The 23,936-nt window shown below is 71.5% G+C and carries 22 protein-coding genes and 1 tRNA gene; 11 read left to right on the plus strand and 12 right to left on the minus strand.

Annotated features, from left to right (window positions below; genetic code table 11):
* Window positions 1-69: 69 nt before the first annotated feature.
* The 3 genes from IE262_RS16150 to IE262_RS16160 are packed head-to-tail and all read left to right on the plus strand — an operon-like array spanning window position 70 to window position 3,028.
* Window positions 70-1,431 (plus strand): amidohydrolase family protein, encoded by a 1,362-nt coding sequence (locus IE262_RS16150; protein ID WP_189874360.1) that lies wholly within the window; start codon window positions 70-72, stop codon window positions 1,429-1,431.
* Window positions 1,428-2,348, plus strand: coding sequence for a cupin domain-containing protein (locus tag IE262_RS16155; RefSeq protein ID WP_189874362.1), 921 nt, complete (start codon window positions 1,428-1,430; stop codon window positions 2,346-2,348). Before IE262_RS16150 ends, IE262_RS16155 begins: the two co-directional genes overlap by 4 nt.
* Entirely contained in the window at window positions 2,345-3,028 is a 684-nt protein-coding gene (locus IE262_RS16160; protein ID WP_189874364.1) for an SDR family NAD(P)-dependent oxidoreductase, read from the plus strand. The genes IE262_RS16155 and IE262_RS16160 overlap by 4 nt, the downstream gene beginning before the upstream one ends.
* Window positions 3,029-3,066: 38 nt before the next feature.
* On the opposite strand, the gene IE262_RS16165 is transcribed toward IE262_RS16160, so the two are convergent.
* The 4 genes from IE262_RS16165 to IE262_RS16180 are packed head-to-tail and all read right to left on the minus strand — an operon-like array spanning window position 3,067 to window position 4,874.
* A complete protein-coding gene (locus tag IE262_RS16165; RefSeq protein WP_189874366.1) occupies window positions 3,067-3,711 on the minus strand; it encodes an endonuclease in 645 nt (214 codons plus the stop codon).
* Between the two features lie 31 nt (window positions 3,712-3,742).
* The gene (locus tag IE262_RS16170; RefSeq protein ID WP_134037363.1) at window positions 3,743-4,081 is read right to left on the minus strand and encodes a DUF3140 domain-containing protein; all 339 of its coding nucleotides are present in this window, start codon (window positions 4,079-4,081) and stop codon (window positions 3,743-3,745) included.
* A 35-nt stretch (window positions 4,082-4,116) separates the two neighbouring features.
* Window positions 4,117-4,599: a Dps family protein gene (locus IE262_RS16175; RefSeq protein ID WP_189874368.1), complete on the minus strand. Its 483-nt coding sequence runs from the start codon at window positions 4,597-4,599 to the stop codon at window positions 4,117-4,119.
* Entirely contained in the window at window positions 4,596-4,874 is a 279-nt protein-coding gene (locus IE262_RS16180; protein WP_134037369.1) for a WhiB family transcriptional regulator, read from the minus strand. Before IE262_RS16180 ends, IE262_RS16175 begins: the two co-directional genes overlap by 4 nt.
* Before the next feature lie 234 nt (window positions 4,875-5,108).
* Here IE262_RS16180 and IE262_RS16185 point away from each other — a divergent pair, with 234 nt between their 5' ends.
* Both IE262_RS16185 and IE262_RS16190 read left to right on the plus strand, forming a co-directional pair.
* The gene (locus IE262_RS16185) at window positions 5,109-6,215 is read left to right on the plus strand and encodes an NAD(P)/FAD-dependent oxidoreductase (RefSeq protein WP_189874370.1); all 1,107 of its coding nucleotides are present in this window, start codon (window positions 5,109-5,111) and stop codon (window positions 6,213-6,215) included.
* A 52-nt stretch (window positions 6,216-6,267) separates the two neighbouring features.
* Complete coding sequence (locus IE262_RS16190) at window positions 6,268-7,017, plus strand: YqjF family protein (protein ID WP_189874372.1); 750 nt, start codon at window positions 6,268-6,270, stop codon at window positions 7,015-7,017.
* Window positions 7,018-7,038: 21 nt separating this feature from the next.
* On the opposite strand, the gene IE262_RS16195 is transcribed toward IE262_RS16190, so the two are convergent.
* Window positions 7,039-7,848, minus strand: a complete 810-nt coding sequence (locus tag IE262_RS16195) for an alpha/beta hydrolase (protein ID WP_189874374.1) — start codon at window positions 7,846-7,848, stop codon at window positions 7,039-7,041.
* Between the two features lie 168 nt (window positions 7,849-8,016).
* Between IE262_RS16195 and IE262_RS16200 the strand changes: the two genes are divergently transcribed.
* Both IE262_RS16200 and IE262_RS16205 read left to right on the plus strand, forming a co-directional pair.
* Complete coding sequence (locus tag IE262_RS16200; RefSeq protein ID WP_134037382.1) at window positions 8,017-8,790, plus strand: sulfite exporter TauE/SafE family protein; 774 nt, start codon at window positions 8,017-8,019, stop codon at window positions 8,788-8,790.
* 21 nt (window positions 8,791-8,811) lie between these two features.
* Entirely contained in the window at window positions 8,812-9,600 is a 789-nt protein-coding gene (locus IE262_RS16205) for a cobalt-precorrin-6A reductase (protein ID WP_189874375.1), read from the plus strand.
* A 45-nt stretch (window positions 9,601-9,645) separates the two neighbouring features.
* Here the strand turns inward: IE262_RS16205 and cobF are convergent, their stop codons facing one another.
* Together cobF and IE262_RS16215 are read right to left on the minus strand one after the other, a co-directional pair.
* On the minus strand, window positions 9,646-10,425 hold the full coding sequence (gene cobF, locus IE262_RS16210) for a precorrin-6A synthase (deacetylating) (protein WP_189874377.1): 780 nt from the start codon (window positions 10,423-10,425) through the stop codon (window positions 9,646-9,648).
* Between the two features lie 89 nt (window positions 10,426-10,514).
* A complete protein-coding gene (locus tag IE262_RS16215) occupies window positions 10,515-11,078 on the minus strand; it encodes a DUF309 domain-containing protein (protein WP_189874379.1) in 564 nt (187 codons plus the stop codon).
* A gap of 100 nt (window positions 11,079-11,178) precedes the next feature.
* Here IE262_RS16215 and IE262_RS16220 point away from each other — a divergent pair.
* Window positions 11,179-11,252, plus strand: a tRNA-Pro gene (locus IE262_RS16220).
* Between the two features lie 118 nt (window positions 11,253-11,370).
* Here the strand turns inward: IE262_RS16220 and IE262_RS16225 are convergent.
* The 5 genes from IE262_RS16225 to IE262_RS16240 all read right to left on the minus strand — a co-directional run bounded on the left by IE262_RS16225 (window position 11,371) and on the right by IE262_RS16240 (window position 17,335).
* Entirely contained in the window at window positions 11,371-12,573 is a 1,203-nt protein-coding gene (locus tag IE262_RS16225) for an MFS transporter (RefSeq protein WP_189874381.1), read from the minus strand.
* Window positions 12,570-14,525: a primary-amine oxidase gene (locus IE262_RS16230; protein WP_189874383.1), complete on the minus strand. Its 1,956-nt coding sequence runs from the start codon at window positions 14,523-14,525 to the stop codon at window positions 12,570-12,572. Before IE262_RS16230 ends, IE262_RS16225 begins: the two co-directional genes overlap by 4 nt.
* A 241-nt stretch (window positions 14,526-14,766) precedes the next feature.
* The gene (locus tag IE262_RS40190) at window positions 14,767-14,892 is read right to left on the minus strand and encodes a hypothetical protein (protein ID WP_268249570.1); all 126 of its coding nucleotides are present in this window, start codon (window positions 14,890-14,892) and stop codon (window positions 14,767-14,769) included.
* Complete coding sequence (gene speB / locus IE262_RS16235; protein ID WP_189874385.1) at window positions 14,889-16,160, minus strand: agmatinase; 1,272 nt, start codon at window positions 16,158-16,160, stop codon at window positions 14,889-14,891. Before speB ends, IE262_RS40190 begins: the two co-directional genes overlap by 4 nt.
* Window positions 16,157-17,335, minus strand: coding sequence for an agmatinase family protein (locus IE262_RS16240; protein WP_189874387.1), 1,179 nt, complete (start codon window positions 17,333-17,335; stop codon window positions 16,157-16,159). Before IE262_RS16240 ends, speB begins: the two co-directional genes overlap by 4 nt.
* Window positions 17,336-18,157: 822 nt before the next feature.
* On the opposite strand from IE262_RS16240, the gene IE262_RS16245 reads away from it, so the two are divergent.
* Genes IE262_RS16245 through fabF form a run of 3 tightly spaced genes read left to right on the plus strand, consistent with a single transcriptional unit; the run spans window position 18,158 to window position 23,750 of the window.
* Window positions 18,158-20,785 (plus strand): aldehyde dehydrogenase family protein, encoded by a 2,628-nt coding sequence (locus tag IE262_RS16245; protein ID WP_229877285.1) that lies wholly within the window; start codon window positions 18,158-18,160, stop codon window positions 20,783-20,785.
* Between the two features lie 38 nt (window positions 20,786-20,823).
* A complete protein-coding gene (locus IE262_RS16250; RefSeq protein WP_268249571.1) occupies window positions 20,824-22,479 on the plus strand; it encodes a thiamine pyrophosphate-binding protein in 1,656 nt (551 codons plus the stop codon).
* 14 nt (window positions 22,480-22,493) lie between these two features.
* Window positions 22,494-23,750: a beta-ketoacyl-ACP synthase II gene (fabF, locus tag IE262_RS16255; protein ID WP_134037411.1), complete on the plus strand. Its 1,257-nt coding sequence runs from the start codon at window positions 22,494-22,496 to the stop codon at window positions 23,748-23,750.
* Window positions 23,751-23,936: the final 186 nt, after the last annotated feature.

Raw genomic sequence — 23,936 nt, forward strand, 5'->3', positions numbered from 1 at the left:
AGGGGCCCACGCCCCCAAAGCCGTACCCCCCACCCGCACCCCGTACCGCACACCCTGGGAGGAAGGGCGATGACCCACCGGATGCTTCTGCGCTCGGGCCACGTCGTGACGATGGACCCGGCCATCGGGGACCTGCCCCGGGGCGACGTCCTCATCGAGGACGGGAAGATCACGGCGGTCGAGCAGCGCATCGACGCCGACGTGGACGCCGAGGTCCTCGACATGACCGGGAGGATCGTGATCCCCGGCTTCGTCGACACGCACCGCCACACCTGGGAGACACCCATCCGCGGCTGTGCTCCCGACGCCACGCTGGACGACTACTTCGTCGACGTCCTCGACACGTTCGCACCCGTCTACACCCCCGAGGACGTGTACGCGGGCAACCTCGCGGGCACCCTGGAGTGCCTCAACGCGGGTATCACCACGCTCGTCGACTGGTCCCACATCAACAACACGCCCGAACACCCCGACGCCGCCCTCCAGGCCCTCACCGAGACCGGCATCCGCGCCCAGTACGCCTACGGCAGCGCCAACACCTCGCTCTCCGACTACTGGTTCGACAGCGGGATCGTGATGCCGGGCGACGACGTGCGCCGTATCCGCAGCACGTACTTCGCCTCCGACCGCGGCCTGCTGACGATGGCCCTGGCCACGCGCGGCCCCGGCTTCTGCACGAACGACGTCGTCACCGCCGAGTGGGGTCTGGCCCGCGAACTCGGCATCCCCCTCACGGTGCACGTCGCGATGGGACGGCTGGCCGGCCGCTTCGGCATGGTCAAGCAACTCCACGGCCTCGGCCTGCTCGGCCCCGACACGACCTACGTCCACTGCTGCTACCTCAGTGAGGAGGAGTGGCGGATGGTCGCCGACAGCGGCGGCACGGTCTCCGTCTCCCCCCAGGTGGAGACCCAGATGGGACACGGCTGGCCGCCTGTGATGCAGGCGATCGAGCACGGGCTGCGGCCTTCCTTGAGCATCGATGTCGTCACCACCGTGCCCGGCGACATGTTCACCCAGATCCGCGCCGCCTTCGGCGCCGAACGGGCCCGCGTCAACGCCGACTGCTGGCAGGCCAACCTGCCCGTCCCCGACACCATGTTGACGGCACGTCAGATGCTGGAGATCGCCACACTCAACGGCGCGCACGTGGCCGGCCTGGAGGACCGCACCGGCTCGCTCACCCCCGGCAAGCGGGCCGACGTGGTCGCCCTCGACGCCACCGCGCTCAACATGGCTCCGGTGCACGACGCGGCGGCCGCGGTCACCCTCAGCGCGGACGTGTCCAACGTGGACACCGTCATCGTCGACGGCGTGATCCACAAACGCGACGGCCGGCTGCTCGCCGACGTGGGCCGCGCCCGCCGCCTGGTCGAGGAGTCACGCGACCGGCTGGTGGCCGCCACGGAGGCGAGGAAGCGGCAGACATGACCAACCACCTGGTGCGACACGCCGCCGAGGCGCCCCCACTCCCGTACGACAGCGGCGGTTTCCGGCGCTGGGCCGTCATCGGCGAGGAGGACGGCAGCGTCCACACCGGCTTCGGACTGTGCGACCTGCGGCCCGACGGCGCGGTGGGCGCCCACGTCCACTCGTACGAGGAGAGCTTCCACATCCTCTCCGGGTCCGTGGTCCTCGATGTGCCCGACGGCTCGTACCTCCTCGAAGAGGGCGACTACGGGCTGCTCCCGACGGGCGTGCCGCACGCCTGGCGCGGCGCCGGGGACGCCGTCGCCCGCTGGGCCGACATGCTCGCGCCGGTGCCGCGGGCCCGCTACGGGTACGACACCCAGACGGTGCCCGCGCTGCCCGAACGCGAGCCGGTGCGGATCGACGTGCGCGACCCGCGCACCCGCTCGTACGGCCACTTCGAGCCCGCTCAGATGGACCCCGGGAAACAGTCCCAGGATCTCCTCGCCGTGTCCGCGAGCATGCGCACCGCGCTCCTCGTCTACAGCGGGATCACGGTGAAGATGATGGTGGACAGTGACCTGGGGGCGGTGGCCTCGACCATGTTCATGGTGCGGTACGCGCCCGACGGGGTCGCGGGCACGCACGACCATCCCTTCGAGGAGACGTATCTGATCCTGGAAGGGCAGGTCAACGCCATCTTCGACGGTGAGACCTACCGGCTCGGCCCGGGCGACACGGCCTGGGCGGGCGCCGGTTGTGTGCACGGCTTCTCCAACGCCGGTGACACGCCCGTGCGCTGGCTGGAGACGCAGGCGCCGCAGCCTCCGCCGCGGCATGCGTACCGGTTCACCAGGGACTGGGACTACCTGCGGGAGACGTTGGGGAACCCGGGGACGCCGGAAGCGAAGCAGGGCATGCCGGAAGGGAACTCATGAGCAGCGTGGTCGTCATCGGCGGTACGTCCGGGATCGGCCGGGAGATCGCCCGGCACCGTGCCGGGCGCGGCGACGAGGTCGTCCTCACCGGACGCGACGCGCACCGGGCCGACACCGTCGCCAAGGAGGTCGGCGCGGCCCTGGGCCTCGGCCTCGATCTGTCCAGGCCGCACGAGATCGCCGGAGCGCTCACGGAGGTGGGCCGCGTCGACCACCTGGTGCTCGTCGGAGTCTCCCGCGACGACAACCGCGTCACCGAGTACGACATCGACGCGGCCATCCACCTCGTCACCCTCAAGCTGGTCGGCTACACGGAGGTCGTGCACGCGCTGCGGCCACGGCTGCACGACGACAGCGCCATCGTGCTGTTCGGGGGCCAGGCGAAGGAGCGGCCGTACCCGGGCGCCACCACCGTGGCCACGGTCAACGCGGGCGTGACCGGCCTTGTGCACACCCTCGCCACCGAACTCGCCCCGGTCCGCGTCAACGCCGTCCACCCGGGCGTCGTCGGCGACAGCCCCTTCTGGTCGGACAAGCCCCACGAGGCCCTGATCGCCAGGACACCGACGGGCCGGCTGGCCACCATGCGGGACGTGGTCGACGCGGTGGACTTCCTCCTCGGCAACCGCTCGGTCAACGCGGTGAACCTGAGCGTGGACGGGGGCTGGCTGCTGCGCTGACGGCGCCCCCGCGGCGCACCCGTTCGCGCGGAACTTGTTCACTCGGCGCGGTGAAGACAGTCCTCGGCCGCCTTCTTGTCCAGCGCGACCCGCACCAACGCGGCGGCCAGGACGGCCGGTTCGGTGTCACCGGCCTGCCGCACCAGCTTCTCGGGATCGTCGGGGAGGTCCAGCCGGCGGGCGCCGGACAGGGCCTTCTCGTCGAGATACGGGGCCACTTCCGGCCAGACCCGCTGAACCTCCCGCAGGAAGATGGCGACGCCGGCCGGGCCCATGCCGGGCACCTCCCGCAGCAACCGGCCCAGTTCGCCCGTGTCCCCGTCGGCCTCCTTCCGCAGGCGCCGCAGGTCTCCTCCCCAACGCTCCGCCACCAGCTCCGCACCCTCGCCGAGCTGGGTGGCCGTGCGCTCGTCGTACCGCCGGTAGCCGCCACGGCCCAACGCGTCCACCCGTTCCTGCCAGGTGGCGTCCGCCATGTGGCGCGGATCGCGCATCCCGGCGTCGTACAGGGCCCGCGCGGCCTCGACGGCGACCGAGCTGCGGATACGGGCACTCAGCAGACAGGCCAGGACGAGCAGGCGGTACAGCGGCTGCGGGGTGTCCTTGAGCCGGATGCCCGCATCCTCGGCGTACGTGTGGCCCTGCGTGGCGATGAGTTCCTCGACAATCCGGTCCTGGTCCATGGTTCCTCTCCCTTCCACACTGCTGCCGTCGCTACTGCGGCGGCTTGAGCGGGTCGTGGCCCAGGGTCATCAGCCGGTGGCGGCGGTCGGTGTCCTCGGCCTCGGGCTCGCCCTCCTCGTCCTGCTGCGCGGTGACCTCGTCCACCACCTCGTACATCACGCGGATGTCGGCATCGGTGAGGTCCGTGCGCCGCTTCTGCAGGATCGCCAGGACGTGCCGCCCGGTGGGCGTACCCGCCCGTTCCGGCACCGGTTCGGTCTCCTCGTCCGCGTCGCGGACCCGCAGCCAGGCCGCCAGTTCCTGTGAGGTCATGTTCACCACGCGGTGGAACTCGTCCCACAGCGCGTCGAGTTCAAGGGCGTCGGTCATGGGTGCCCCTTTCGTGGCGCGGTCCGGTGCCGGTTTCAGCCCTCGCGCGGCCAGTCCTCGGCCTGGAACATCCAGCGCTGCTTCTCCAACTCGGCGGTGAGGGAGATCAGCAGGTCCTGGGTGACCCGGTCGGAGTGCTCGGTCGTGTCGATCCGGGTGCGCAGCCGCCCGATCGCCGTCTCCAGCGCCTCGACGAGGAGCCGTACGACCTCGGTGTCCCGCAGCCACCCGTCCTTCGGGCTCTGCAGGGCGAACCGCGTCGCGACGGTCTCCGGGCGGCCGTCGGGTGCGACGCCGAGTGCCGCCGCGCGCTCGGCGACCGTGTCGGCGTACGAACGGGCCGTGGCCACCACCTCGTCGAGCTGGAGGTGGATCGAGCGGAACCTCGGGCCCACGATGTTCCAGTGGGCCTGCTTGCCGATGAGTGAGAGCCCCAGCAGGTCCACCAAGGTGTCCTGCAGGGCCTCCCCGGTGGCCCGGAGGGCGGGCTCGGGGAGCGTGCTCGTCACTGCTGTCATGGCGCGTTACTCCTCGTCGTCTCGTACCGGGCGGTGTTCCCGGCGGGCCTGGCGGAACGGAGCAGCGCGGCGCGTTCCTCCTCGCACAGGCCGCCCCACACACCCGCCGTCTGCCCGCTGCTGAGCGCCCAGGTCAGGCACTGGCGGATCACCGGGCAGCGGGAACAGATGTGCTTGGCGGCGGCGATGTCCCTGAGAGCCGGACCCGAGGTGCCCACGGGGAAGAACAGATCGGGGTCCTCTCCTGCGCAGGCCGCACTCCACAACCACTCCATGCGGGCGCGGGTGCCCCGGAGCGGTGGGTGAAAACACGGCATTCGGCAGGGGAATGCCATGACGGTGCGCGCCCTGCCCGAGCGCACACCGGCATCCGCGCCGTCACTTCACAGAACTCACACGGAGCCCCGCCGAACCTTTAAGTCTCAAGCGTTACGCTCACAGGAGTCGAGTGGCCGGGAGCGGCCCACCCGCGGTGCCACTCGTTCCCCCACCAGGCACAGGAGAACGGCGTGCATGACGGCGACGTAGTGGTGATCGGCGGCGGCTATGCCGGCGTCCGGCTGGCGAAACGGCTGGACACAGCGGCGCGGGTCACGCTGGTGGACCGCAAGGAGGTCTTCTTCCACCGGATAGCCTCCCTGCGCGCAGGCGTGCACCGGGCGTGGACGGTGACCCCCTTCATTCCGTACGACCGGCTGCTCAGCAACGGCCGTGTGGTCGTGGGCAAGGCGGTCCGGATCGACACCGCCGCGCGGCAGGTGGTGCTGGCCACGGGGGAGCGGCTCCCGTACGACGTGGTGGTGATCGCGACCGGCGCCGACTACCCCGAACCGGCCCGCTTCGCCGGCGGCACCACCGAGGAGGCGGCCAAGGCGTTCGTCGGGCACCAGCGGAACATCGCGGGCGCCGAGCACGTCCTGGTCGTCGGCGGCGGGCCCTCCGGTGTCGAGCTCAGCGCCGAGATCCGCCTGGCCCGGCCGGACGCCCGGGTCACGCTCGCCCACTCCGGTCCGGCCCTGCTCGACTCCACGGGCAGCGCGCGAGCCGGACGCAAGGCGCGCGCCTGGCTGGAGGCGCACGACGTGGAGGTGCGGCTCGACTCCTTCATGTCCCCCGGCAACGACTTCGGCACCTACCGCGACAGCCGCGGCACCGTCATCAACGCCGACCTCTCCTTCTGGGCGACCGGCACCACCCCCAACACGCTCTGGCTGCGGCTGGCCGGGCACGGCGACTGGCTGAACGCGACCGGGCACGTGAAGGTCGACCGGACGCTCCGGGCAGGAGGGCGGCAGGACGTGTTCGCGGTCGGCGACGTGAACGACGTCAGCGAGCTCAAGCTCACCCCCGTCGCGACCGCCCAGGCGGACCTCGCCGCCTGGAACATCCGTGCCCACCTGCAGGGTTCCGGCAAGCACCGCAAGGAGCCCCGCGCCTACCGGCCGGCCCACCGCACCCCGCTCATCGTGCCCTTCGGCCCGGCCGACGGCGTGACCATGGTGCCCGTGCCCGGCGGCGAGACCGCCGTCCTCGGCGGCCGCACCACCACCGTCGCCAAGGCGAAGACCCTCATGACCCCGTACATGCGACGCCAGCTCGGGTACACCGCGGCCTGACCACGGACTCGGCGAACACCCCGCAGAGGCGGCCGTGCTACAAGGTGAGGCCATGGAGACCGAGCCGATCACTGTGTCCACCCCGCGGCCCGTGCGGCGGCCGACGCTCGTACAGGGCTGGCACGAACTGACCTTCCTGCACTGGCCGGTGGACCCCGACCGGGTGGCGGGGCTGCTGCCGCCCGGCACCCGCCCGGACACCCTCGACGGGGTCACCTACGTCGGCCTGGTCCCCTTCCTGATGCGCGACGTGGGCCTGGGGCCGGGCCCCGGCCTGCCGTACCTCGGAACGTTCTGCGAGACGAACGTACGGCTGTACTCGGTGGACGACCACGGCCGGCGCGGCGTCGTGTTCCGCTCCCTGGACGCGGCCCGGCTCCTGCCCGCCCTGGTGGGCCGGCTCGGCATACGCCTGCCCTACACGTGGTCGAGGATGCGACTGCGCCGCGAGAACGACGTGATCACCTACACCAGCCGTCGACGTCGGTCCACGGGCCGCCGCCCGGGACCGACGAGCCGCACCGTGGTCAGGACGGGCAGGCCCATAGCGCGGCCCACGGCGCTGGAACGCTTCCTCACCGCCCGTTGGGGTCTGCACGTCCCCTGGCACGGCCGGACGGTCCACCTGCCGAACGAGCACGCGCCATGGCCGCTGCACCGGGCCCAACTGCTCGACCTGGACGGGGACCTGCTCACCGCCGCCGGGCTGCCGCCCATGACGGAGCCACCGGTCAGCGTGCTCTACTCGCCGGGCGTCACCGTCCGCTTCGGCACGCCCTCCGCCGTCTCCGCCCACCGGTGACCGGCAGAAAAGCCCCCTGATTCAGCTCCCCACGACCCGATCCACGAACCCGGTCACGTCCGCCAGGACCTCGTCCTTGTTCGTCTCGTTGAACACCTCGTGCCGGGCACCGGGATAGACGCGCTCGGCCCAGTCGGAGCCCCGCAGATCCTCGATGCCCGTACGGCTCCCCGGCAGCGGCACGATCCGGTCGTCGTCGCCGTGCACCCACAGCAGGGGGAGCGGCCCGATGCCGCCGTTCTTGGAGACCGTCTCCAGGGTGCGGACGATCGCCTCCAGCGTCGGCCGCTTGAACGGGCCGTGCCACACCAGCGGATCGGCCGCGTACACGGCACCGACCTCCGGGTCCCGGGACAGCAGACCGGTGTCGATCGGCACGTCCGGCAGCTCGTCGTACGCGAGCAGCGTGCGGGGCAGCTCCCAGGTGCCGAGCACCGGCCCGGACAGCACGAGCCCGGCGAGCCCGGCACCGTACCGCTGGGCGTACCGCGCCGCGATGAGCCCGCCCATGGAGTGGCCGATCAGCACGACCGGCACTCCGGGGTACGTGGCCCGGGCCAGCTCCTCCACCGTGTGCACGTCGGTGACCACGTCCTTGAAGTCCTCGATCAGCACCCTCTCGCCCGCCGACTTCCCGTGCCCCATGTGGTCGGGCCCGAACACGGCGGCACCGTGGGCGGTGAGCACGTCGGCGACGTACTCGTACCGGCCGATGTGCTCCCCGTAGCCGTGCACGAGCAGCGCCACGTACCGCGGCCGTTCGCGTGGCCACTCAACGGCGACGACGCTTCCCCGGGTCCCGGTGAGGGTGTGTTCGCGCGCGTCGGCCATGTCTCCTCCAGCTGCGTCGGTGAAGGTTCCCGGGCGATCTTCCCAGGGAGCCGGGCGGCGGTCCACGGGGCGTGACGGACCGGGCGGCCCGATTCCGCCGCCGGCGCGGGCCATCTGGCGAGACGGTCCTGTCGCGCCGAGATGGGTGGGCATAGCATCGGTCCCCGCATGAACACGATGACGCTCTGGCACATATCCCTGCCCGAATTCGCCGCGCTCGCCTTCGCGGCCCTGCTCGTGGGCTTCTCGAAGACAGCCGTCAGCGGGGCCAACACGGTCAGCCTCGCGATCTTCGCGGCCGTCCTGCCCGCCCGGGCGTCGACCGGCGTCCTGCTGCCGGTCCTGATCGTCGGGGACGTACTCGCCGTGCTGACCTACCGGCGACACGCCCACTGGCCCACCCTCTGGCGGCTGTTCCCCGCCGTCGCCGCGGGTGTCGTCCTCGGCACGGTGTTCCTGCTGTGGGCGGACGACGGGATCGTACGGACCTCGATCGGTGTGATCCTGCTGATGATGGCCGCGGTCACGTGGTGGCGCCGCCGCACCGCCGAGAAGGAGGACGACCCCGACGGGGTGACCACGCGGGCGGGCCGCGTCAAGGCCCGCTCGTACGGTGTCCTCGGCGGCTTCACCACGATGGTCGCCAACGCGGGCGGCCCCGTGATGTCGATGTACCTCCTGTCGGCCGGCTTCCGCAAACTCGGCTTCCTGGGTACGTCCGCCTTCTTCTTCCTCATCGTCAACGTGTCCAAGGTGCCCTTCAGCGTCGGCCTCGGCCTGATCGACGGCCCCTCGCTCCTCCTCGACGCGGCCCTCGCCCTGTTCGTCCTGCCGGGAGCGCTCCTCGGCAAGTGGGCCGTGAACCGCATCAACCAGCGCCTCTTCGAGCAACTCGTCATAGCCGCGACGGTGGTGGGCGGAGCGCAGCTCCTGATCCGCTGACGGACTCGTACGCTCGGCACCATGTCGCTGCGCCCCCATCTCCGCCCGCCCGCCGGGAAGGGCCTCCACGTCCTCGTCCTGGGCGGTACCACCGAGGCACGTGAGCTCGCGGCGTCGCTCGCGACGCGCCCCGGCGTACGCGTGACCACGTCCCTCGCCGGGCGGGTGTCGCGTCCGGGGGCACAGGCCGGTGACGTGCGGATCGGGGGGTTCGGCGGAGCGGAGGGCCTGGCTGCCTGGCTGCGCGAGCACAAGGCCGACGCGGTCGTCGACGCCACGCACCCCTTCGCCGCCGCCATCACCGCGAACGCGGCGCGTGCCGCGGCGGCGACCGGCGTCCCGGCCGTCGTCCTGCGCCGCCCCGGCTGGCGCCCCGGCCCCGGCGACCGCTGGCACCCGGCGGACTCCCTCACCGAGGCCGCCGCGCTCCTGCCGTCCCTCGGCCGCCGTGTCCTCCTCACCACCGGCCGTCTGGGCCTCGCCGCCTTCGCCGGACTGAACGAGGCGCACTTCCTCGTACGGTCCGTGGAGGCCCCCGAACCGCCGCTGCCGGCCCACAGCGAGGTACTGCTGGCGCGCGGCCCGTTCACGGTCGACGGCGAGCGGGCACTGCTGCGTGAGCACCGCATCGACGTCCTCGTCACCAAGGACAGCGGGGGAGAGGCCACGGCCGCGAAGCTCGTGGCCGCCCGCGGTCTCGGCCTGCCGGTCGTCGTCGTACGGCGGCCGCCACTGCCGCCTGGGGTGTCCGCCGTACCGGACGTACCGACGGTTCTGTCCCGTCTGGGCTTCAGGCCCCAGATGTATTGACCTGGAGGCGCTGTCCTGACACGTGAGCCCCGCGGCCCCGTAGCCTCAGCCGCTCTCGCCCCGCGGACGCCTGCGCAGCAGGTACGTGTCCATGATCCAGCCCTTGCGCTCGCGGGCCTCGGCACGGAGGCGCTCGATGCGGGGGGCCGTGGTGGCGAGCGGGCCGGAGGCGAGGATCTCGTCCGGGGTGCCTATGTAGGCGCCCCAGTAGATGTCGATGTCGTCGTCCGCGTACTGCCGGAAGACCTGGTGGGCGTCGAGCATGACCACCACGTCGTCGACCCCCTCGGGGAACCCCTCGGCGAGCCGGCGCCCCGTCGTGATCTGGACGGGCCGGGCCACCCGGTTCAGCCCCGTGCGGTGGCGTGCCACCAGGGCGGACACGCTGCTGATACCGGGCACGACGTCGTACTCGAAGGCCACGGCACCACGGCCCAGGACCTCCTCCAGGATCCCGAGCGTGCTGTCGTACAGCGCGGGGTCGCCCCACACCAGGAACGCACCGCTCTCGTCCTCGCCCAGCTCCTCGGCGATGAGCCGCTCGTAGATTCCGGCGCGGGCACGGCGCCAGTCACTGACGGCGGGTGAGTACGCGGCACCGCCGGCGCTCCGGTCCCGCTCCGGGTCGCGCGCCTCGACCAGCCGGTACCTCCCCTCCGGCAGGTGCGCGTCGAGGATGTCACGGCGCAGCTGGACGAGATCCGACTTCACCTCGCCCTTGTCCAGGACGAAGAACACGTCCGTGCTCCTCAGCGCCTTGACCGCCTGCAGGGTCAGCTGGTCGGGGTCGCCCGCCCCGATGCCGATGACATGAATCTTTCGCACACCCCGAGTCTGCCGCACCCCACTGACAGTCCGGCTCCAAGCCCCCGGAGCGGGCCCCTGCGCCCCCTCCGACAGCACCGCCGATTTCCCTACGCCGCCCCGCCCCCACGCAAGCGCGGCGCCCACGCCCCGGCGTCCACCACCGCCCCGCCACGCTCCACGACCCCGGCCAACTCCCGTGCCCAACCGCCGAGTTCCGACACATCGATCCCGTACGGCCGCGGCTCCCCGGCCACGGCCGCCCACTCCTCAACCGCCCCGGCCCCTCGCCGCAGCAACCGCGCCCCACCCGTCACGTTCCCCCGGGCGGCGTGCGTGAGGCCCACCGCGAGCTGGGCGAGCCCGCGCCACAGGCCCCGTTCACCGTCCGGCCCCGACTTCCAGGCGTCCTCGAAGACCTCGTGCGCATGGAACGGCTTGCCCGCGTCGAGCAGCGCCTGAGCCTCGGCGACGGTGTCCTCGGGGCCGCGCACGACACCCTCCGGCTGGCGCTCCACACCCTCCGCGCCGTACGGCAGGGGCCGCCCCAGCCCGTCCCGCGGCCGAGCGTTCCGCGCCCGCCCCTGCGTGTCCCGGTCACGCCCCTCGACGGAACGGCCCTCTGATGTGCCATTCGTCCGCTCTGCCCCATTCGTGCTTCGCTTCCCGCTCATGAGTCGATTCTCCCGCGCCCACGTCCCCCGTCGGAGGCGGCCCCCGGCGTGCGGTAAAGTTCTCTTCGCGTGATCACGCGGGCCATCCGCGGTAGCGCATCGGGACGTGGCGCAGCTTGGTAGCGCACTTGACTGGGGGTCAAGGGGTCGCAGGTTCAAATCCTGTCGTCCCGACGGTGTGGAGGGTCTCCGCAGGTCAGAGCCTGCGTAGGCCCTCTTTTCGCGCTCCGGTTCCAGGCGTTCGAACGAGTTCCTGTGCCGATGTGGATCCAGGCCCAGCCGTCTTGACGGCTCACCATGCTCGGACGTCTCTGGAACGGCCTGGCGTTGCGTTGGTGGGCTTGTTGCCGAGAGAGTCGGGGGCGGTGATCATGGCCACCGCGATGACGCCGAGGGCGAGCACTGCCGCGGTGGGGGCCAGCCAGAGCGGGCCGGCGTTGGCGAGTACGACGCCTCCGATTCCGGCGCCGATCGCGGCACCTATGTGGTTCATCGCCCCGTTGAGGCTCAGGGCGATCACGGCTACGTCGCCGCCCGCGACGAAGACGCGGTTTTGCTGTGGGACGACCAGTGACAAGCCCACCGTCCCCAGGATGAACAAGGCGGCCAGGGTGGGCAGGAACCAGTGCTGTACGACGGCGAGGAGCCCGGAGCACAGGGCGACGACGCCGAGACCGGTGACGATCACCGCGAGCGAGGCGAAGCGGTCGGCGAACAGGCTGACGAGGCGGTTGCCCACGAAGACCCCTGTGCCGTAGACCGACAGGGCGATCAGAATGGCCGTGGCGTTGCCCGGCGAGCTGACACCGACCACTGCCGAGGCGTACGAGCCGAGGAGGTACTGCGGTGTGAGCACCAGCGCGCTGACCGTGAGCAGCGCAAGGATGCGCGGGTTCACCAGCACCGCGAGCCGGTCACGCATCGTGGTAGCCGGCAGTGTCACCGATGGCACGAACAGGCCGGCCATCACCGCCGTGACCGCGGCCAGAGCGGCGATGGTCCACAAGGTTCCGCGCCATCCCCAGAGTTGGCCGATCAGCAGCCCGAAGGGCAATCCAAGGACAGCGGCGAGGCTGACGCCCGCAGCGATCATGCCGAAGGCCCGGGATCGGCGGTCGGGCGGGGCGAGGACACCCGCGACAGCGAAGGCGTTGGCTTGGAAGGCGGCGGCGCCGAGCGCGGCGACGATCTGTCCGGTCATGACCACGCCGTAGGTGGGCCCGGCGGCTTGCAGCACCATGCCGAGCAGGAACACAACCATGCCCGTACAGATGACGACGCGGCGATCCATGCGCCCGGTGAGGGTCGCGGTGATCGGCGAGCCCACCGCGTAGGCGATACCGAACGCCGTCGTCAGCTGTCCCGCGGCCGCCACGCTCACCGAGAGATCCGAGGAGATCTCAGGCAGCAGACCGGGCAGCACGAACCCGTCGATGCCGAGCACGAACGTGCCCACGGACAGGATCGCCAGTCGCCAGGTCGGAGAAGGGCTCATGAATGCCGGAGCGCCTCGGCGTCGGTGGCGACGCCGGGGGTGTTGTGGCAGATGCTGGTGGTGTCGTGGGGCAGCGGTAGGTCCAGCGCCGGGTTCCGGTCGAAGAACCCCACCGGTCGCAGGTGCATCGAGGCCGTCGTTACCGGCATGACGGGCCAGTCCTCGGGGCGAACGACGTGGTGGGCGATGAAGGTGTGCCAGACCACGATGTCGGTGTTGCGGACGTTCTCGTTGCCGGCCGTGTAGCGGGGCAGCCCCTCACCCGGCCCGCTCTGGAACGGGTAGGCCCCGGCAGCGAACAGCTCGCCTTCCCGGTAGGGCGTCACCCAGAGGTGCTTGGTCGCGAACAGTGCCCGGCCGAGCGCGGGGCTCTCCGGGTGCAGCAGCGGCAGCACTCCGGACTGAGGAACGAGTTGGTAGCCCACCGGTCCCCCGTGGGCGTTGCGGACGCCCTCGTTCTGGACCGTCCAGGTGCGCGCGAGCGTGGCGTCGGCGACGCGTTGGGCCTCAAGCTCGCGCTCCAGGGGGGTGGTGTGCACGGTCCAGGCGTTCCCGACCGGATTGTCCGGGCCGAGGGGGGCGGGCCGGCAGTCGGACTCGACGACGGTGTTGAGGTCGCCGTCCACGGCCATGTCGAGACGCACGTTGAACGCGTGCTGGTGGTGGGGCCCGTAGACCCCGGGCGCGACGACGGTGCCTGAGGCGGGGACCTCGCCGGCGGGCACGCCGCCGGCGGAGATGATGCCGGTGAGCTTGACTTCGAACTCCACGCTGCCGTCAGTGTGGAAGTACCAGAAGAATCCGTAGTCGTAGTTGGACAGGGTCGAGAACGAGGAGACGACCAGGCGGCGGCCGCGGCGGACGTCGGTGGCGAACTGCTCGAAGTTCTCGCCGTGCCCGGTGTGCTTCCAGGCGATACCGGTGTCTTCTTCGTGGATGCAGATCGCGTTCTCGATGACGGTGGGCTTCCCGTCCCAGTCGGCGGTGACACCGTCAAGGTAGCGGATCTCGCCGAGGCAGTCGCAGCCCAGGACCAGCGAGTTCGCGAGCTTGCCCAGCCCGACCTCGCCCTCGTCGAACACCGCCTTGTTGCGGTGCAGGGGAGCGGGATCACCGTAGGGGACCCACATTTCCGAGAGAGAGGCGCGATGGATGACCGAGCGCCGGCGGCCCTGGTCGTTGTAGCTGATCTGGTGGAGTACCAGTCCCTCACGGTCGTTGAAGCCGACACGGATCGACCAGTTCTGCCACTGCAACAGGTAACCGTCCAGGGTGAAACTCGGGCCGTCGGGCTGGGTGATGTCCAGCCGGCGTACGCCCTCGCGGGTGGCCTGCTGCGGGCCGTGGCGCCCGCCGTCGTCGCCGACAGGAACCCGGGTGACGTCCTCGACCCGCAGTACCTCGGCGGTATCGAGATCCGCGGTGACCACCACCCCTTCCACCGGGCGGGCGAACGGGTTGTCGTCCTTGGTGGGGCGCACGAACGTCAGCGCCTTGGCCACGCGGCGGTGCTGGTAGTCGTCGCGCTCGTCGTTGTAACCCGGCGGCCACGGATGGACCTCTATCAGAGCGGGGTCGGTCAGGCCGCGGCGACGCATCGCGGCCAGCCAGTCCGGGTGCTCCTTGATGGCGGGGACGACGGCCTCGAAGTCCGCGCTCTGCACTCTGGGACGTTGCCCGCTCCGTTCGGCGGTGGAGGCCACCGTGTCGCGGGTCAGCGACACCAGCACCTCGCGGACCATGCGGTGCTCGCGGTCGTAGAGCACGACCAGTGCCTCCCGGTCGGGGGCGGCACCGCCGCGGGCGTAGTCCTTGAGCAGCGGCTTGCCCGGCTCGGCCAACGCGATGGACGAGAAGTGCGTCCGGTCGGTGAAGACGGGGTGTGCGCGGACGATCTCGCCGACTCGGGTGATCTCCTTGGCGGTCAGCGGGTCGAGAGGGTGCTGGCTCACGCCGTTACCTTTCCGTGTTCGGCTGCTCCAGCGTGATGACGCTGGTCAGAACGTCGAGAGTCGAGAAACACCTGACGCCCGAGGCGTCGAGCTCGGGGACGATCGGTGCGCGGTGCTGCCGGCGGGCCCGTCGGAGTGAGCGACCAGACCTCGTAGAGGGTGAACGTGATGGCCCAGGGCGGTGTTGTCCAACGGACGTCCGGGGCGGGAGGCCGGTCGATGTCGCCGAGCAGGCCCACCTTCAGGCGCCGTCGGCGGGGATCGGGGCGGGCTTGGTGGTGTTGCCCCCGCCGCAGGCAACCGGGCCCAGCAGGAGCACCGCGAGCACGGCCGTGCGACCGTGGTCCCGGCCCGGGCGGGTGGTCAACGGGGGGTGCCTCCCCGCGACGCCGGGGCCGTGTCGACCGGGCCTGACGTGCCCGGTCCCTGATGCGCCGAGGCCGGCCGAGGCGCCGGGTGCGAGGCGGCGGGCGCCGGCTGATCCGGGCCGGTGACGCCCAGGCGGCGCATCGCGGTCCCGGTCAGTGCTTCGCGGGCGGCACGGTTCGCCAGCAGGCAGGTGATCTCGCTCTTGTCGTCGAAGGGCGGGGACACCTCGACGATGTCCATGCCGACGATGCCGACCTCGGTGCAGAGCCGGCGGACCGCGCGCAGGACCTCGTTGCTGGTCAGCCCGCCCGGTTCCGGGGTGCCGGTGCCCGGGGCGTAGGCGGGGTCGGCGACGTCGATGTCCAGCGACAGGTAGAGGTGGTCGGCCTGGTCGAGGGCCTCGTCGACGGCGCGCTGCAGGACGTGGTCGAACCCGAAGCGCTCGATCTCGGCCATGAAGTGCGTGCGCATGCGCTGTTCCTTCATCCAGGCGAGGGTCTCCGGGTCGGGCCAGTAGCCCCGAAGACCGACCTGTACGAAGTTCGCGCCGGGCACCGCCCCGGACTCGATGAGCTTGCGCATGGGCGTGGCGTGGCTGGCCAGGCTCTGCGGGGCATCGGCGCTGGTGTCGGCGTGGGCGTCGAAGTGGACGATCCCGACCTTGCCGTGACCCCAGTGATCGGCGACCGCGGTGGCGCAGGGCCAGGTGATCGCGTGGTCGCCGCCCAGGATGAGAGGGATCGCGCCGGCATCGACGATGGTGCCGACGAACTTGCGGATGCCCTCGAAGGTGACAGGGGTGTTCCCGACGCTGATCGGCGCGTCGCCGTAGTCGCAGCAGTTGAGCACATCGAACGCGTCCACGCCGGTGTCCAGGCTCAGGTGAGGGCGGCCGTAGCCGCCCTTGTAGTCCGCTGAACGGATCACCCGCGGGCCGTGGTTGGTGCCGCTGCGGCCGCTGGCGGTTGAGTCCCACGGTACCCCGCACACCGCGACGTCGATCTCGCCGGCGCCGAGATCCTCGGGTGTCAGGCAGACCGGCAGCTTGGCGAAGGTCTGGATGCCCGAGTAGCCGCCCTCGTAGCGCCGGTTGACGTGGAGGGGCCCGGGTTTGCGGTCCTTGTTGTAATCGTCGACCGCCCCATGTCCTTCGAGCCCCGCCCCGAGCCGCGGTGGCTGCGCCCAGAACCCTTCGGGCCACATGGTGTGGTGGTGACCGTGCGCGTGGTCGTCGGAGTGGTCGTGGTTGTCGTGTGTGCCGGTCATGATGAGTCTCCGGGACGGTCGGCGAGGCCGTGGTCGAGGGCGTCGGGGTGGATCCAGCCGCGCTCGGTGATACCGAGACGTCGCATGGCCATCCCGGTCAGGGCGTGGTGCAGGGTGCGGTGCGCCAGCAGCGCGGTGATCTGCCCGGCGTTGTCGAACTGAGGGTTGAGCTCGACGAGTTCAATGCCGACGAGGTCGAGTTCGGCGCCGATGCGGCGGATGCTGCGCAGCAGGGCGGTGCTGCGCAGCCCGCCCGGTTCGGGGCTGCTTGTGCCGGGGGCGTACATCGGGTCGGCCACGTCGATGGAGATCGACAGGTAGTAGCCGGTGGGCGCTCCGGGAACGGTGGCCTCGGCGATCAGCTGGTCGATCACGGTCTCGATGCCGCGCTGATCGATCTCGGCGGCCAGGTGGACGCGCACCCCGTTGTCGTTCAACCAGGGCCAGAGGCCCGCGCTGGTGTCGAAGCCGCGGGCGCCGAGCTGGAACACGTGCTCGCCACGGACCACGCCCGATTCGACCGTGCGGCGTAGCGCGCTGCGGGCGCTGCCCATGTCCCAGCCCTCGACCGGCTCCATGGCGGTGTGCGCGCCCAGGTGGATGACTCCGACCGTGCCGTGGCCGAGGTGGTCGGCCACGGCCGTCAGACACGGCCAGGTGATGCCGTGGTCGCCGCCGAGCACCAGCGGGGTGGCTCCGGCCTCAAGGATGGTCGTGACGAACTTGCGTATCTCCTCGAAGGTCTCGGGGGTGTTGCCCGACGCGGTCGGGGAGTCGCCATAGTCCGCGCAGCGCAGCACTTTGAAGGGGTCCACTCGGGTGTGCAGGTCCGGCAGGGGAAACTCGGGCGTGGAGCCCATCCCGGTCGTGCGTAGCGCGACCGGGCCGCGCCGGGCGCCGCTGCGGCCGACGCCGGTGGCGTCCCAGGGGACCCCGCACGCGGCGACATCGATCTCGCCGGCCACGAGGTCCTCAGGGGTCAGGCAGACCGGGAGCCCCATATAGCTCTGCACGCCCGACCGGGCGTATTCGTGAGCCCGCTGCACATACATGGGGCCCGCGGGCCGGTCCTTGTTGTACTGGTCGACCGCGCCGTGTCCCTCGGTGCCCGTGCCGAGGTGCGGTCGGGCCGCCCGCATCGACGCGCCCCACTCGGGCTCACCCGGCTCTGTCATGCCCGGGCCGAACGCAGCTGAGTTCCGGGGCTCGACTCGCCAGAGCGTCGCGTTGCGAGAGTGGATTGCGCAACGGCCACGCCTTCGTGATCGACGCTGTTGCGCTCCGTCCAACGCGCATTGGGTACCTGCTGGCATGGGTGCACGAAGCTTGAATGAAAGTGTGTCACATCATGAACACGCACCGGTGGCAGTGCGCGGTTCATCGAGGTTGCCCCCACCGTCGGTGCCCGACCTACGGGGTCGACCTCAGTGGGCACGTAGATGAATCGTGGTGAAGTCGGCGACCCGCAAAAACTGGTCTCGTGAAGTCGGCGACCCGTAACTGGTCTCGCCGCGAGGCAGACGCGTCGTGGAGTGGCGTGGCTGCTCCATTCCGAGCGCAGATCGGCCGCGTTTCCGGTGCTCGATACCTCACCGAGTGAACCACCGAGGGAGCCGGCGCCGTGTTCTCGGTAGGAGCCGAATCGCGCGCCGACCGGCGCTGCGGCTGACGCCCGGACGCCACGACCAGTCACTTGCTTTCCCCGGGTCTTCGGGGGCCACTATGTCACCCGGGTCTCCGGGGGAAACCTGATCGGCCGACGACACCCATACCGCCGTCGCACCTTCACGTCCACACGGGACAGATATGCGGCACCATCCGGTGGTCGCATATTGATCAGCCGGAGTTCGAATGTTCTGCGGTTAAGAATCCGCTGTTCTGCGGTCAAGAATCCGCCGGTAAGCGCCGAAGGTCACCGGGAACCCCGGCGCCTGTTCGGCGATATCCATGCACAGGCACCCTGGAGGGGTCCAATGCTTCTTTTCAGGCGATTACTCATGCCTGATGGAACCACGTGGGAGACCGGCGAGATCATCACTCGCGTGCGTGCCGAGGCAGATTCTCTTGCCCGTCGGGGAATCGGGCAGGGGTCGCGGGTGATGGTGTGTGGCCCCAATTCGCCAGGCTGGGTCGTGGCGTTGCTGGCCCTGGCCCACCTGGACGCCTCGGTGGTGCTGTGCGACCACCGGGCCACGGCGGCGTACCGAGCGTCGGTCCGGGAACGCGCCCGGGTCGTGCTGGAGATCGACGGCGCGTCGGCGCAGCCCGGTTCGACCCCCGAGCCCCACAGCGTTTCCGACGAGGTGCCGGATCTCACGGCCTGGTCGCGGCGCCGGGACGCAGTCATCTCCTGGTCCTCGGGCACCACCGGCGCGCCGAAGGGCATCGTGCGCTCCGGGCGATCCATCCTGGACAACCTCGCCCGCAGTGCCGAGCGGATGGGCTACCGAACCGACGACGTCCTGCTGCCGGTCCTGCCCTACTCCCATCAGTACGGCATGTCGCTGGTGCTGTGCTGGTGGCTGGGCGGTGGCACGCTCGTGGTCTACGGCCCGTCGACGCGTCTGGACAGCGCGCTGGAGTTCGGCGCCGAGCACGGGCTCTCGATCGTCGACGCCACCCCGCCGACCTATCACAGCCTGCTCAACCTGTTCGACAGCCGGCCCGCGTTCCGGGACGCGCTGAGCGGGGTCCGCGCCTGGTGCGTCGGGGGCGCCCCGCTCGGGCAGTCGCTGGCGGCCCGCTTCCACGCCAGCACCGGCCGGCCCCTGCTCGACGGCTACGGGGCGACCGAGGTCGGCAACATCGCCCTCGCCTCCCCGTCCGACCCCGTCCGGTGCGGTCGGCCGCTGCCCGGCGTGGTCGTCGAGGTCCATGACGAAAACGGCCGGTCGCTGCCGCGCGGCCACCTCGGCGAACTGGTGGTGCGCAGCAGCGGCCTGATGACCGGTCACCTCGGCGACGACGGCGAGATCGTCCCGGTGCCCGGCCCCGTGCACCACACCGGTGACATCGGCCTGCTCGACGACCACGGCCGCGTGATCCCGGTCGGTCGCAAGCGCGCCGTGCACCGCGACGGCCACACCCTCTACCCCGACCATCTCGCCGAGCTGGCCGAGGCTGCCGGGTCCCCGACCCAGGTCGTCGCGCTGGAGGACGAGCGCCGCGGCGTCCGCCTGGTCTTCGTGGTGGCCGACGCGCAAGGCCGCGGGCACGCGCACTGGAAGCAGGCGTTCCGCGCGGTGCTCGCCCGCTACGAGCAGCCCGACCACGTCCTCGTGGTCACTGAGTTCCCTCTGAACAGCACAGGAAAGCCCGACCCCGCCGCTCTGGAGACCCTTGCCATGACAGCACTGTCCACATCCTCCGACACGGTCGATGGCGACACCTCCGCATTCCACCCCACCGAGGAACCCATCCCCATCGCCGGGCGACTCGACGCGTTGCGCGCGGTCCGCCGCTGGGTGCACGACAACGAGAACGCCGTGCTGGAGATCCTCACCGAGGTCTCACCCCACCACACGGCCGTCGCGGAGATACGGTCGTTCCTGTCCACCCTCGACGGGGCGGAGGAGGAGATCCGCCACTTCCGGCCCGGCCGCGTACCCCGCGCAGCGGTGTTCATGCCGTCGAACATCCCGCTGTACGCCTACGCGCTCTATCTGCTGGTGGCGTCCCTCTACACCGACACCGTCACCTTCCGGCCGTCCTCGCAGATCGGGAATCAGGCGCGGCGGCTGCACGCCCTGCTCGCCCCGGTGCACGGCCTGCCGATCGAGCTCTCCGAGCTGTCCCAGCGCAAGTTCGTCAGCGGGCCGGTCCGTGAGGCCGATCTCATCGTGTTCACCGGCAGCTACGCCAACGCCGAGACCGTGCGCGAAGGGCTGGCCGAGGACCAGCTGTTCCTGTTCTTCGGCCAGGGCCTCAACCCGTTCGTCGTCGCGCCCGACGCCGACTTCGAGCACGCCGTCCATGACCTCACCACCATCCGGCTCTACAACTCCGGGCAGGACTGCTACGGCCCCGACGTCGTCTTCGTGCCCCAGCAACGCTCGCGCGAGTTCGTCGACCGGCTCTCGGCCAAACTCTCCTCGCTGCGCTACGGCGCCAACTCCGATCCCGACTGCGACTACGGGCCGATGTACTACGACGCGGCCCTGAGCCAGTGCTCGGAATACCTCGTGCGGCATGCGAACCACATCCGGCACGGCGGCCGGATCGACCTGCGGGCACGGCGGGTCGAACCGACAGTCCTCGAATGGGGGTTCGACGACAAGATGCCCCTCGACGAGATGTTCGCCCCGGTGTTCAACGTCGTCACCTATCCCGACGGAAAGCGGCTGCGCGAGCGGCTGTCGAGCTCGTACGTCGGCGAGCGCGCGCTCGGCGCCATGGTGTACGGGACCGACCCGGAGACGGTCGAGGTGCTGTCCAAGCGGCACCGGGTCTGTGTCGACGAGACGCTGCTGGACGCCGAGAACGGCAACCGGCCCTTCGGGGGCCTCGGGATGATGGCGAACTATCTCTCCTTCGGCGGACAACGGCGCTCCGAACCGCTGCTCATGTCCAAGGCGGCGGCCGAGTACCTGCCCTCGGCCGACCCGGTCGCGGCGGGTCGACCCTGACCGGCGACGGGGCGCGGTACGACGGCGCGTGGTCGGCGATCGTCGACCTGCTCGTGCTGGCCGGTGTGGACACCTGCTTCGGGCTGCCCGGCGACGACATGGAGCTGCTACGCGCCCTCGACGCCGCGGGCGTGGACCTCGTGCCGTGCCGCGACCAGCGCAACGCGGTCTACATGGCGACCGGTTACGCGCTGCAGTCCGGCCGGCCCGCGGTGTGCGCGCTGGGCAAGGGCCCGGCGGTCACCCACGCCGCGACCGGCCTGCTGGAGGCGCGGGAGTCCGGAGCGCCGGTCCTGCTGCTCGCCGCGGGCACACCCGAGCGCAGCCGCGGCAGCGGCGGGTTCCAGGAGCTGGACCAGGTCGCCGCGGTGGCGCCGCTGGTCCGGTGGGCCTATCGAGTGGGCCATCCCGACCGCGTCGTCCCTGCCGCGGCGAAGGCACTCGCCCTGACCGCGGGGCCTCCGCCGGGGCCGGTCTACCTGGAGATGGCCGACGACGTCCGCACGGCGGAGGTCGTGCGGACAGGCCCGTGGCCGAGCATGCCCGAGCCGTTGGTCGACGAGTCCTTCCCCGTCACCAGCGGCCCGGCGGCGGCAGCCGTCCTCGCGAGCCGGCGCCCGGTAGTGCTGGTCGGGGGCGGGATGCGCCACCGCAACGCGAACGGGGCGGTCGAGCGTTTCGCCGAGCGCCTGGACGCGGCCCTGTTCACCACCGCGTCCGGCCGGGGCATCGTCGACGAGCGCCACCCGCTGTTCTGCGGCGTGGCCGGCCTCTACGCCTCGGCGCCCGCACGCGAGCTGTTCTCCACCTGCGACCTCGTGATCTCCCTGGCCAGCCGGCTGGAGGAGACCCTCACCGAGGGCGGCACGCCATGGCCGCCGGTACCGGTCGTGCAGGTCAACATCGACCCGGCCGGCCTGTCGGCCGAGTTCCCGGGCCCGCGCGTGCTCGGCGACGCCCGGCGCGCCGTGCTCGCGTGGTCGCGGGCGCTGGACGAGGCCCACGCGGACGGACACCGAGGACACACCGAGACGTGGGCGCGCGAGATCACCGTCGCCCGCAAGGCCATGGCCGCCGAGGCCGACGACGAGCGGGCCCGCGCGGCGGAACTGCCGGGGGTACGCATCGCCGAGCTGCTGGCCGTACTGGACGCCACGGCGAGCGGGCCCCGGGTGCTGGTGGCTGAGAACGGCCTGCAGGACATGTGGTCCTACTGCTACCCCTTCCACGCCGGCGGCGGCTCGATCGTGCCCTCCGAGCAGACCCCGCTGGGCTTCGGGGCGGCCGCGGCGATCGGGGTCAAGCGCGCCGCCCCGCACCACGAGGTGACCGCGTTCATCGGGGACGGAGCCTTCCTCGCGGCGCGCGCCGACATCGCGGCGGCGGCCGGCTCACACGGCGGTGTCCTCTACGTGGTGCTGTGCAACGGCGGGTACGGATGGCTGGACGCCCAGCGCGCCCGCCTCGGCCTCGACGCGGAACGCTACCCCTTCACGCGTCCCGGTGCGCCGCCGCCCGCGATCGACGAGGCAGGCATCCACCACAGGGTGCTGCGCGACAAGGACGCCCTGACCGACGAGGTGCGCACCGCGCGGCGGGTCTGCGCACAGGGCGGGACGGCCGTGCTCATGGTGCCGGTCGCCCCCGACGACATCCCCCCGCCCATCCTCGACGCGGAGGTGGTCCCGCAATGAACGGTGGTCCCGCAATGAGCGGCGCAGCACGCACGGTGGTCGTCACCGGATACGGCGCGGTGACCCCCCTGGGCCACACCGTCGACGACACCTGGGCCGCGATGCTGGCCGGCCGCAGCGGCATCGACATCCTGGACGGCGTCGACGTGACCGGGCTCGGGGTGCGCATCGGCGGCCAGGTCCGCGGGTTCGACCCGGCCCGCTACATGCCGGCGCCGGTCCGGCGGCGCACCGACCCCTACGCCCAGTACGCCCTCGCGGCGGCGCTGGAGGCGTGCGAGCACGCCAAGCTCGTCGTCGACGAGGAACGGGCCCCGCGGATCGCCGTCGTCATCGGCAGCGGCTACGGCCCGGTCGCGTCGCTCGGCCGCGCCGTGAACACGCTGCGCGACAAGGGCGCGCGGGCGATCAGCCCGTTCACCCCGATCACCACCGCCATCGACAGTGCCGCGGGCGAGATCAGCATGCGCCTGGGCACGCAGGGACCGAGCCGGGCCCAGAGCACGGCGTGCGCGAGCGGCTCCGACGCGGTGGGCGCCGCTGTGCGCATGATCCGCAGCGGGGACGCCGACACGGTCGTGGCCGGCGGGGCCGACGCCTGCGTCACCCCGATCGACCTCGCCGGCAGCGGCAACGCCCGCGCCCTCTCGACGCGCAACGACGACCCGGCCGCGGCCTGCCGTCCGTTCGACGCCGACCGCGACGGGTTCGTCATGAGCGAGGGCGCCGCGGTGCTGGTGCTCGAAGCGGCTGAGACCGCCGCGGCCCGGGGCGCGCCGGTGCTCGCCGAGCTCGCCGGCTACGGCGCGAGCTCCGACGCCCACCACTGGACCGCGCCACACCCGCAGGGCCGGGGCGCGCGCCTGGCGGTCGAGGCCGCGCTCCGCGACGCCGGGGTGGCGCCGGGCGAGGTGGACTACGTCAACGCCCACGGCACCGGGACCGTGCTCAACGACGCCGTCGAGATTGCGGTCCTGCGCCAGGTCCTCGGCGAGCGGGTCACCCGCATCCCGGTCAGCTCCACCAAGTCGGTGACCGGGCACATGATCGGGGCGGCCGGGGCGGTGGAGCTGGTCACCGCGATCCAGGTCCTGCGCACCGGCACCGTGCCCCCCACAGTGAACTGCCACCACCCGATCGACCCAGAGATCAACTTCGTGCCGCACGAGGCGCAGACCCGCGACGGCATGAGGGTGGCCCTGAGCAACTCCTTCGGCTTCGGCGGGCACAACGCGGCCCTCGTTGTCCGTGCGGCTCCCAGCGCGCTGTGACCCCCGACGTCCCGCACGACCGATAGGTCCCGCCCCGTACGTGCACCCGGCCCGACGGCGACACGATCGAGTCGGCGCCCCGGGGCGTGGTGATGGCCCATCACCCCACGGCTACGGCGGGCCGAGCTGTCCTACGCGGCCCAAGTGGCGATCCGTCCGTGACCGCAATTCGCATCCAGTAACTCA

The sequence above is a fragment of the Streptomyces bluensis genome, from assembly GCF_014650715.1.
GTDB classification, from domain to species: Bacteria; Actinomycetota; Actinomycetes; order Streptomycetales; family Streptomycetaceae; genus Streptomyces; species Streptomyces bluensis.

Coding starts and splice junctions, on each gene's coding strand:
- IE262_RS16150 (WP_189874360.1), top strand. CDS start 70: ATGACCCACCGGATGCTTCTGCGCTCGGGCCACGTCGTGACGATGGAC.
- IE262_RS16155 (WP_189874362.1), top strand. CDS start 1,428: ATGACCAACCACCTGGTGCGACACGCCGCCGAGGCGCCCCCACTCCCG.
- IE262_RS16160 (WP_189874364.1), top strand. CDS start 2,345: ATGAGCAGCGTGGTCGTCATCGGCGGTACGTCCGGGATCGGCCGGGAG.
- IE262_RS16165 (WP_189874366.1), bottom strand. CDS start 3,711: ATGGACCAGGACCGGATTGTCGAGGAACTCATCGCCACGCAGGGCCAC.
- IE262_RS16170 (WP_134037363.1), bottom strand. CDS start 4,081: ATGACCGACGCCCTTGAACTCGACGCGCTGTGGGACGAGTTCCACCGC.
- IE262_RS16175 (WP_189874368.1), bottom strand. CDS start 4,599: ATGACAGCAGTGACGAGCACGCTCCCCGAGCCCGCCCTCCGGGCCACC.
- IE262_RS16180 (WP_134037369.1), bottom strand. CDS start 4,874: ATGGAGTGGTTGTGGAGTGCGGCCTGCGCAGGAGAGGACCCCGATCTG.
- IE262_RS16190 (WP_189874372.1), top strand. CDS start 6,268: ATGGAGACCGAGCCGATCACTGTGTCCACCCCGCGGCCCGTGCGGCGG.
- IE262_RS16195 (WP_189874374.1), bottom strand. CDS start 7,848: ATGGCCGACGCGCGCGAACACACCCTCACCGGGACCCGGGGAAGCGTC.
- IE262_RS16200 (WP_134037382.1), top strand. CDS start 8,017: ATGAACACGATGACGCTCTGGCACATATCCCTGCCCGAATTCGCCGCG.
- IE262_RS16205 (WP_189874375.1), top strand. CDS start 8,812: ATGTCGCTGCGCCCCCATCTCCGCCCGCCCGCCGGGAAGGGCCTCCAC.
- IE262_RS16215 (WP_189874379.1), bottom strand. CDS start 11,078: ATGAGCGGGAAGCGAAGCACGAATGGGGCAGAGCGGACGAATGGCACA.
- IE262_RS16225 (WP_189874381.1), bottom strand. CDS start 12,573: ATGAGCCCTTCTCCGACCTGGCGACTGGCGATCCTGTCCGTGGGCACG.
- speB (WP_189874385.1), bottom strand. CDS start 16,160: ATGACCGGCACACACGACAACCACGACCACTCCGACGACCACGCGCAC.
- IE262_RS16240 (WP_189874387.1), bottom strand. CDS start 17,335: ATGACAGAGCCGGGTGAGCCCGAGTGGGGCGCGTCGATGCGGGCGGCC.
- IE262_RS16245 (WP_229877285.1), top strand. CDS start 18,158: ATGCCTGATGGAACCACGTGGGAGACCGGCGAGATCATCACTCGCGTG.
- fabF (WP_134037411.1), top strand. CDS start 22,494: ATGAGCGGCGCAGCACGCACGGTGGTCGTCACCGGATACGGCGCGGTG.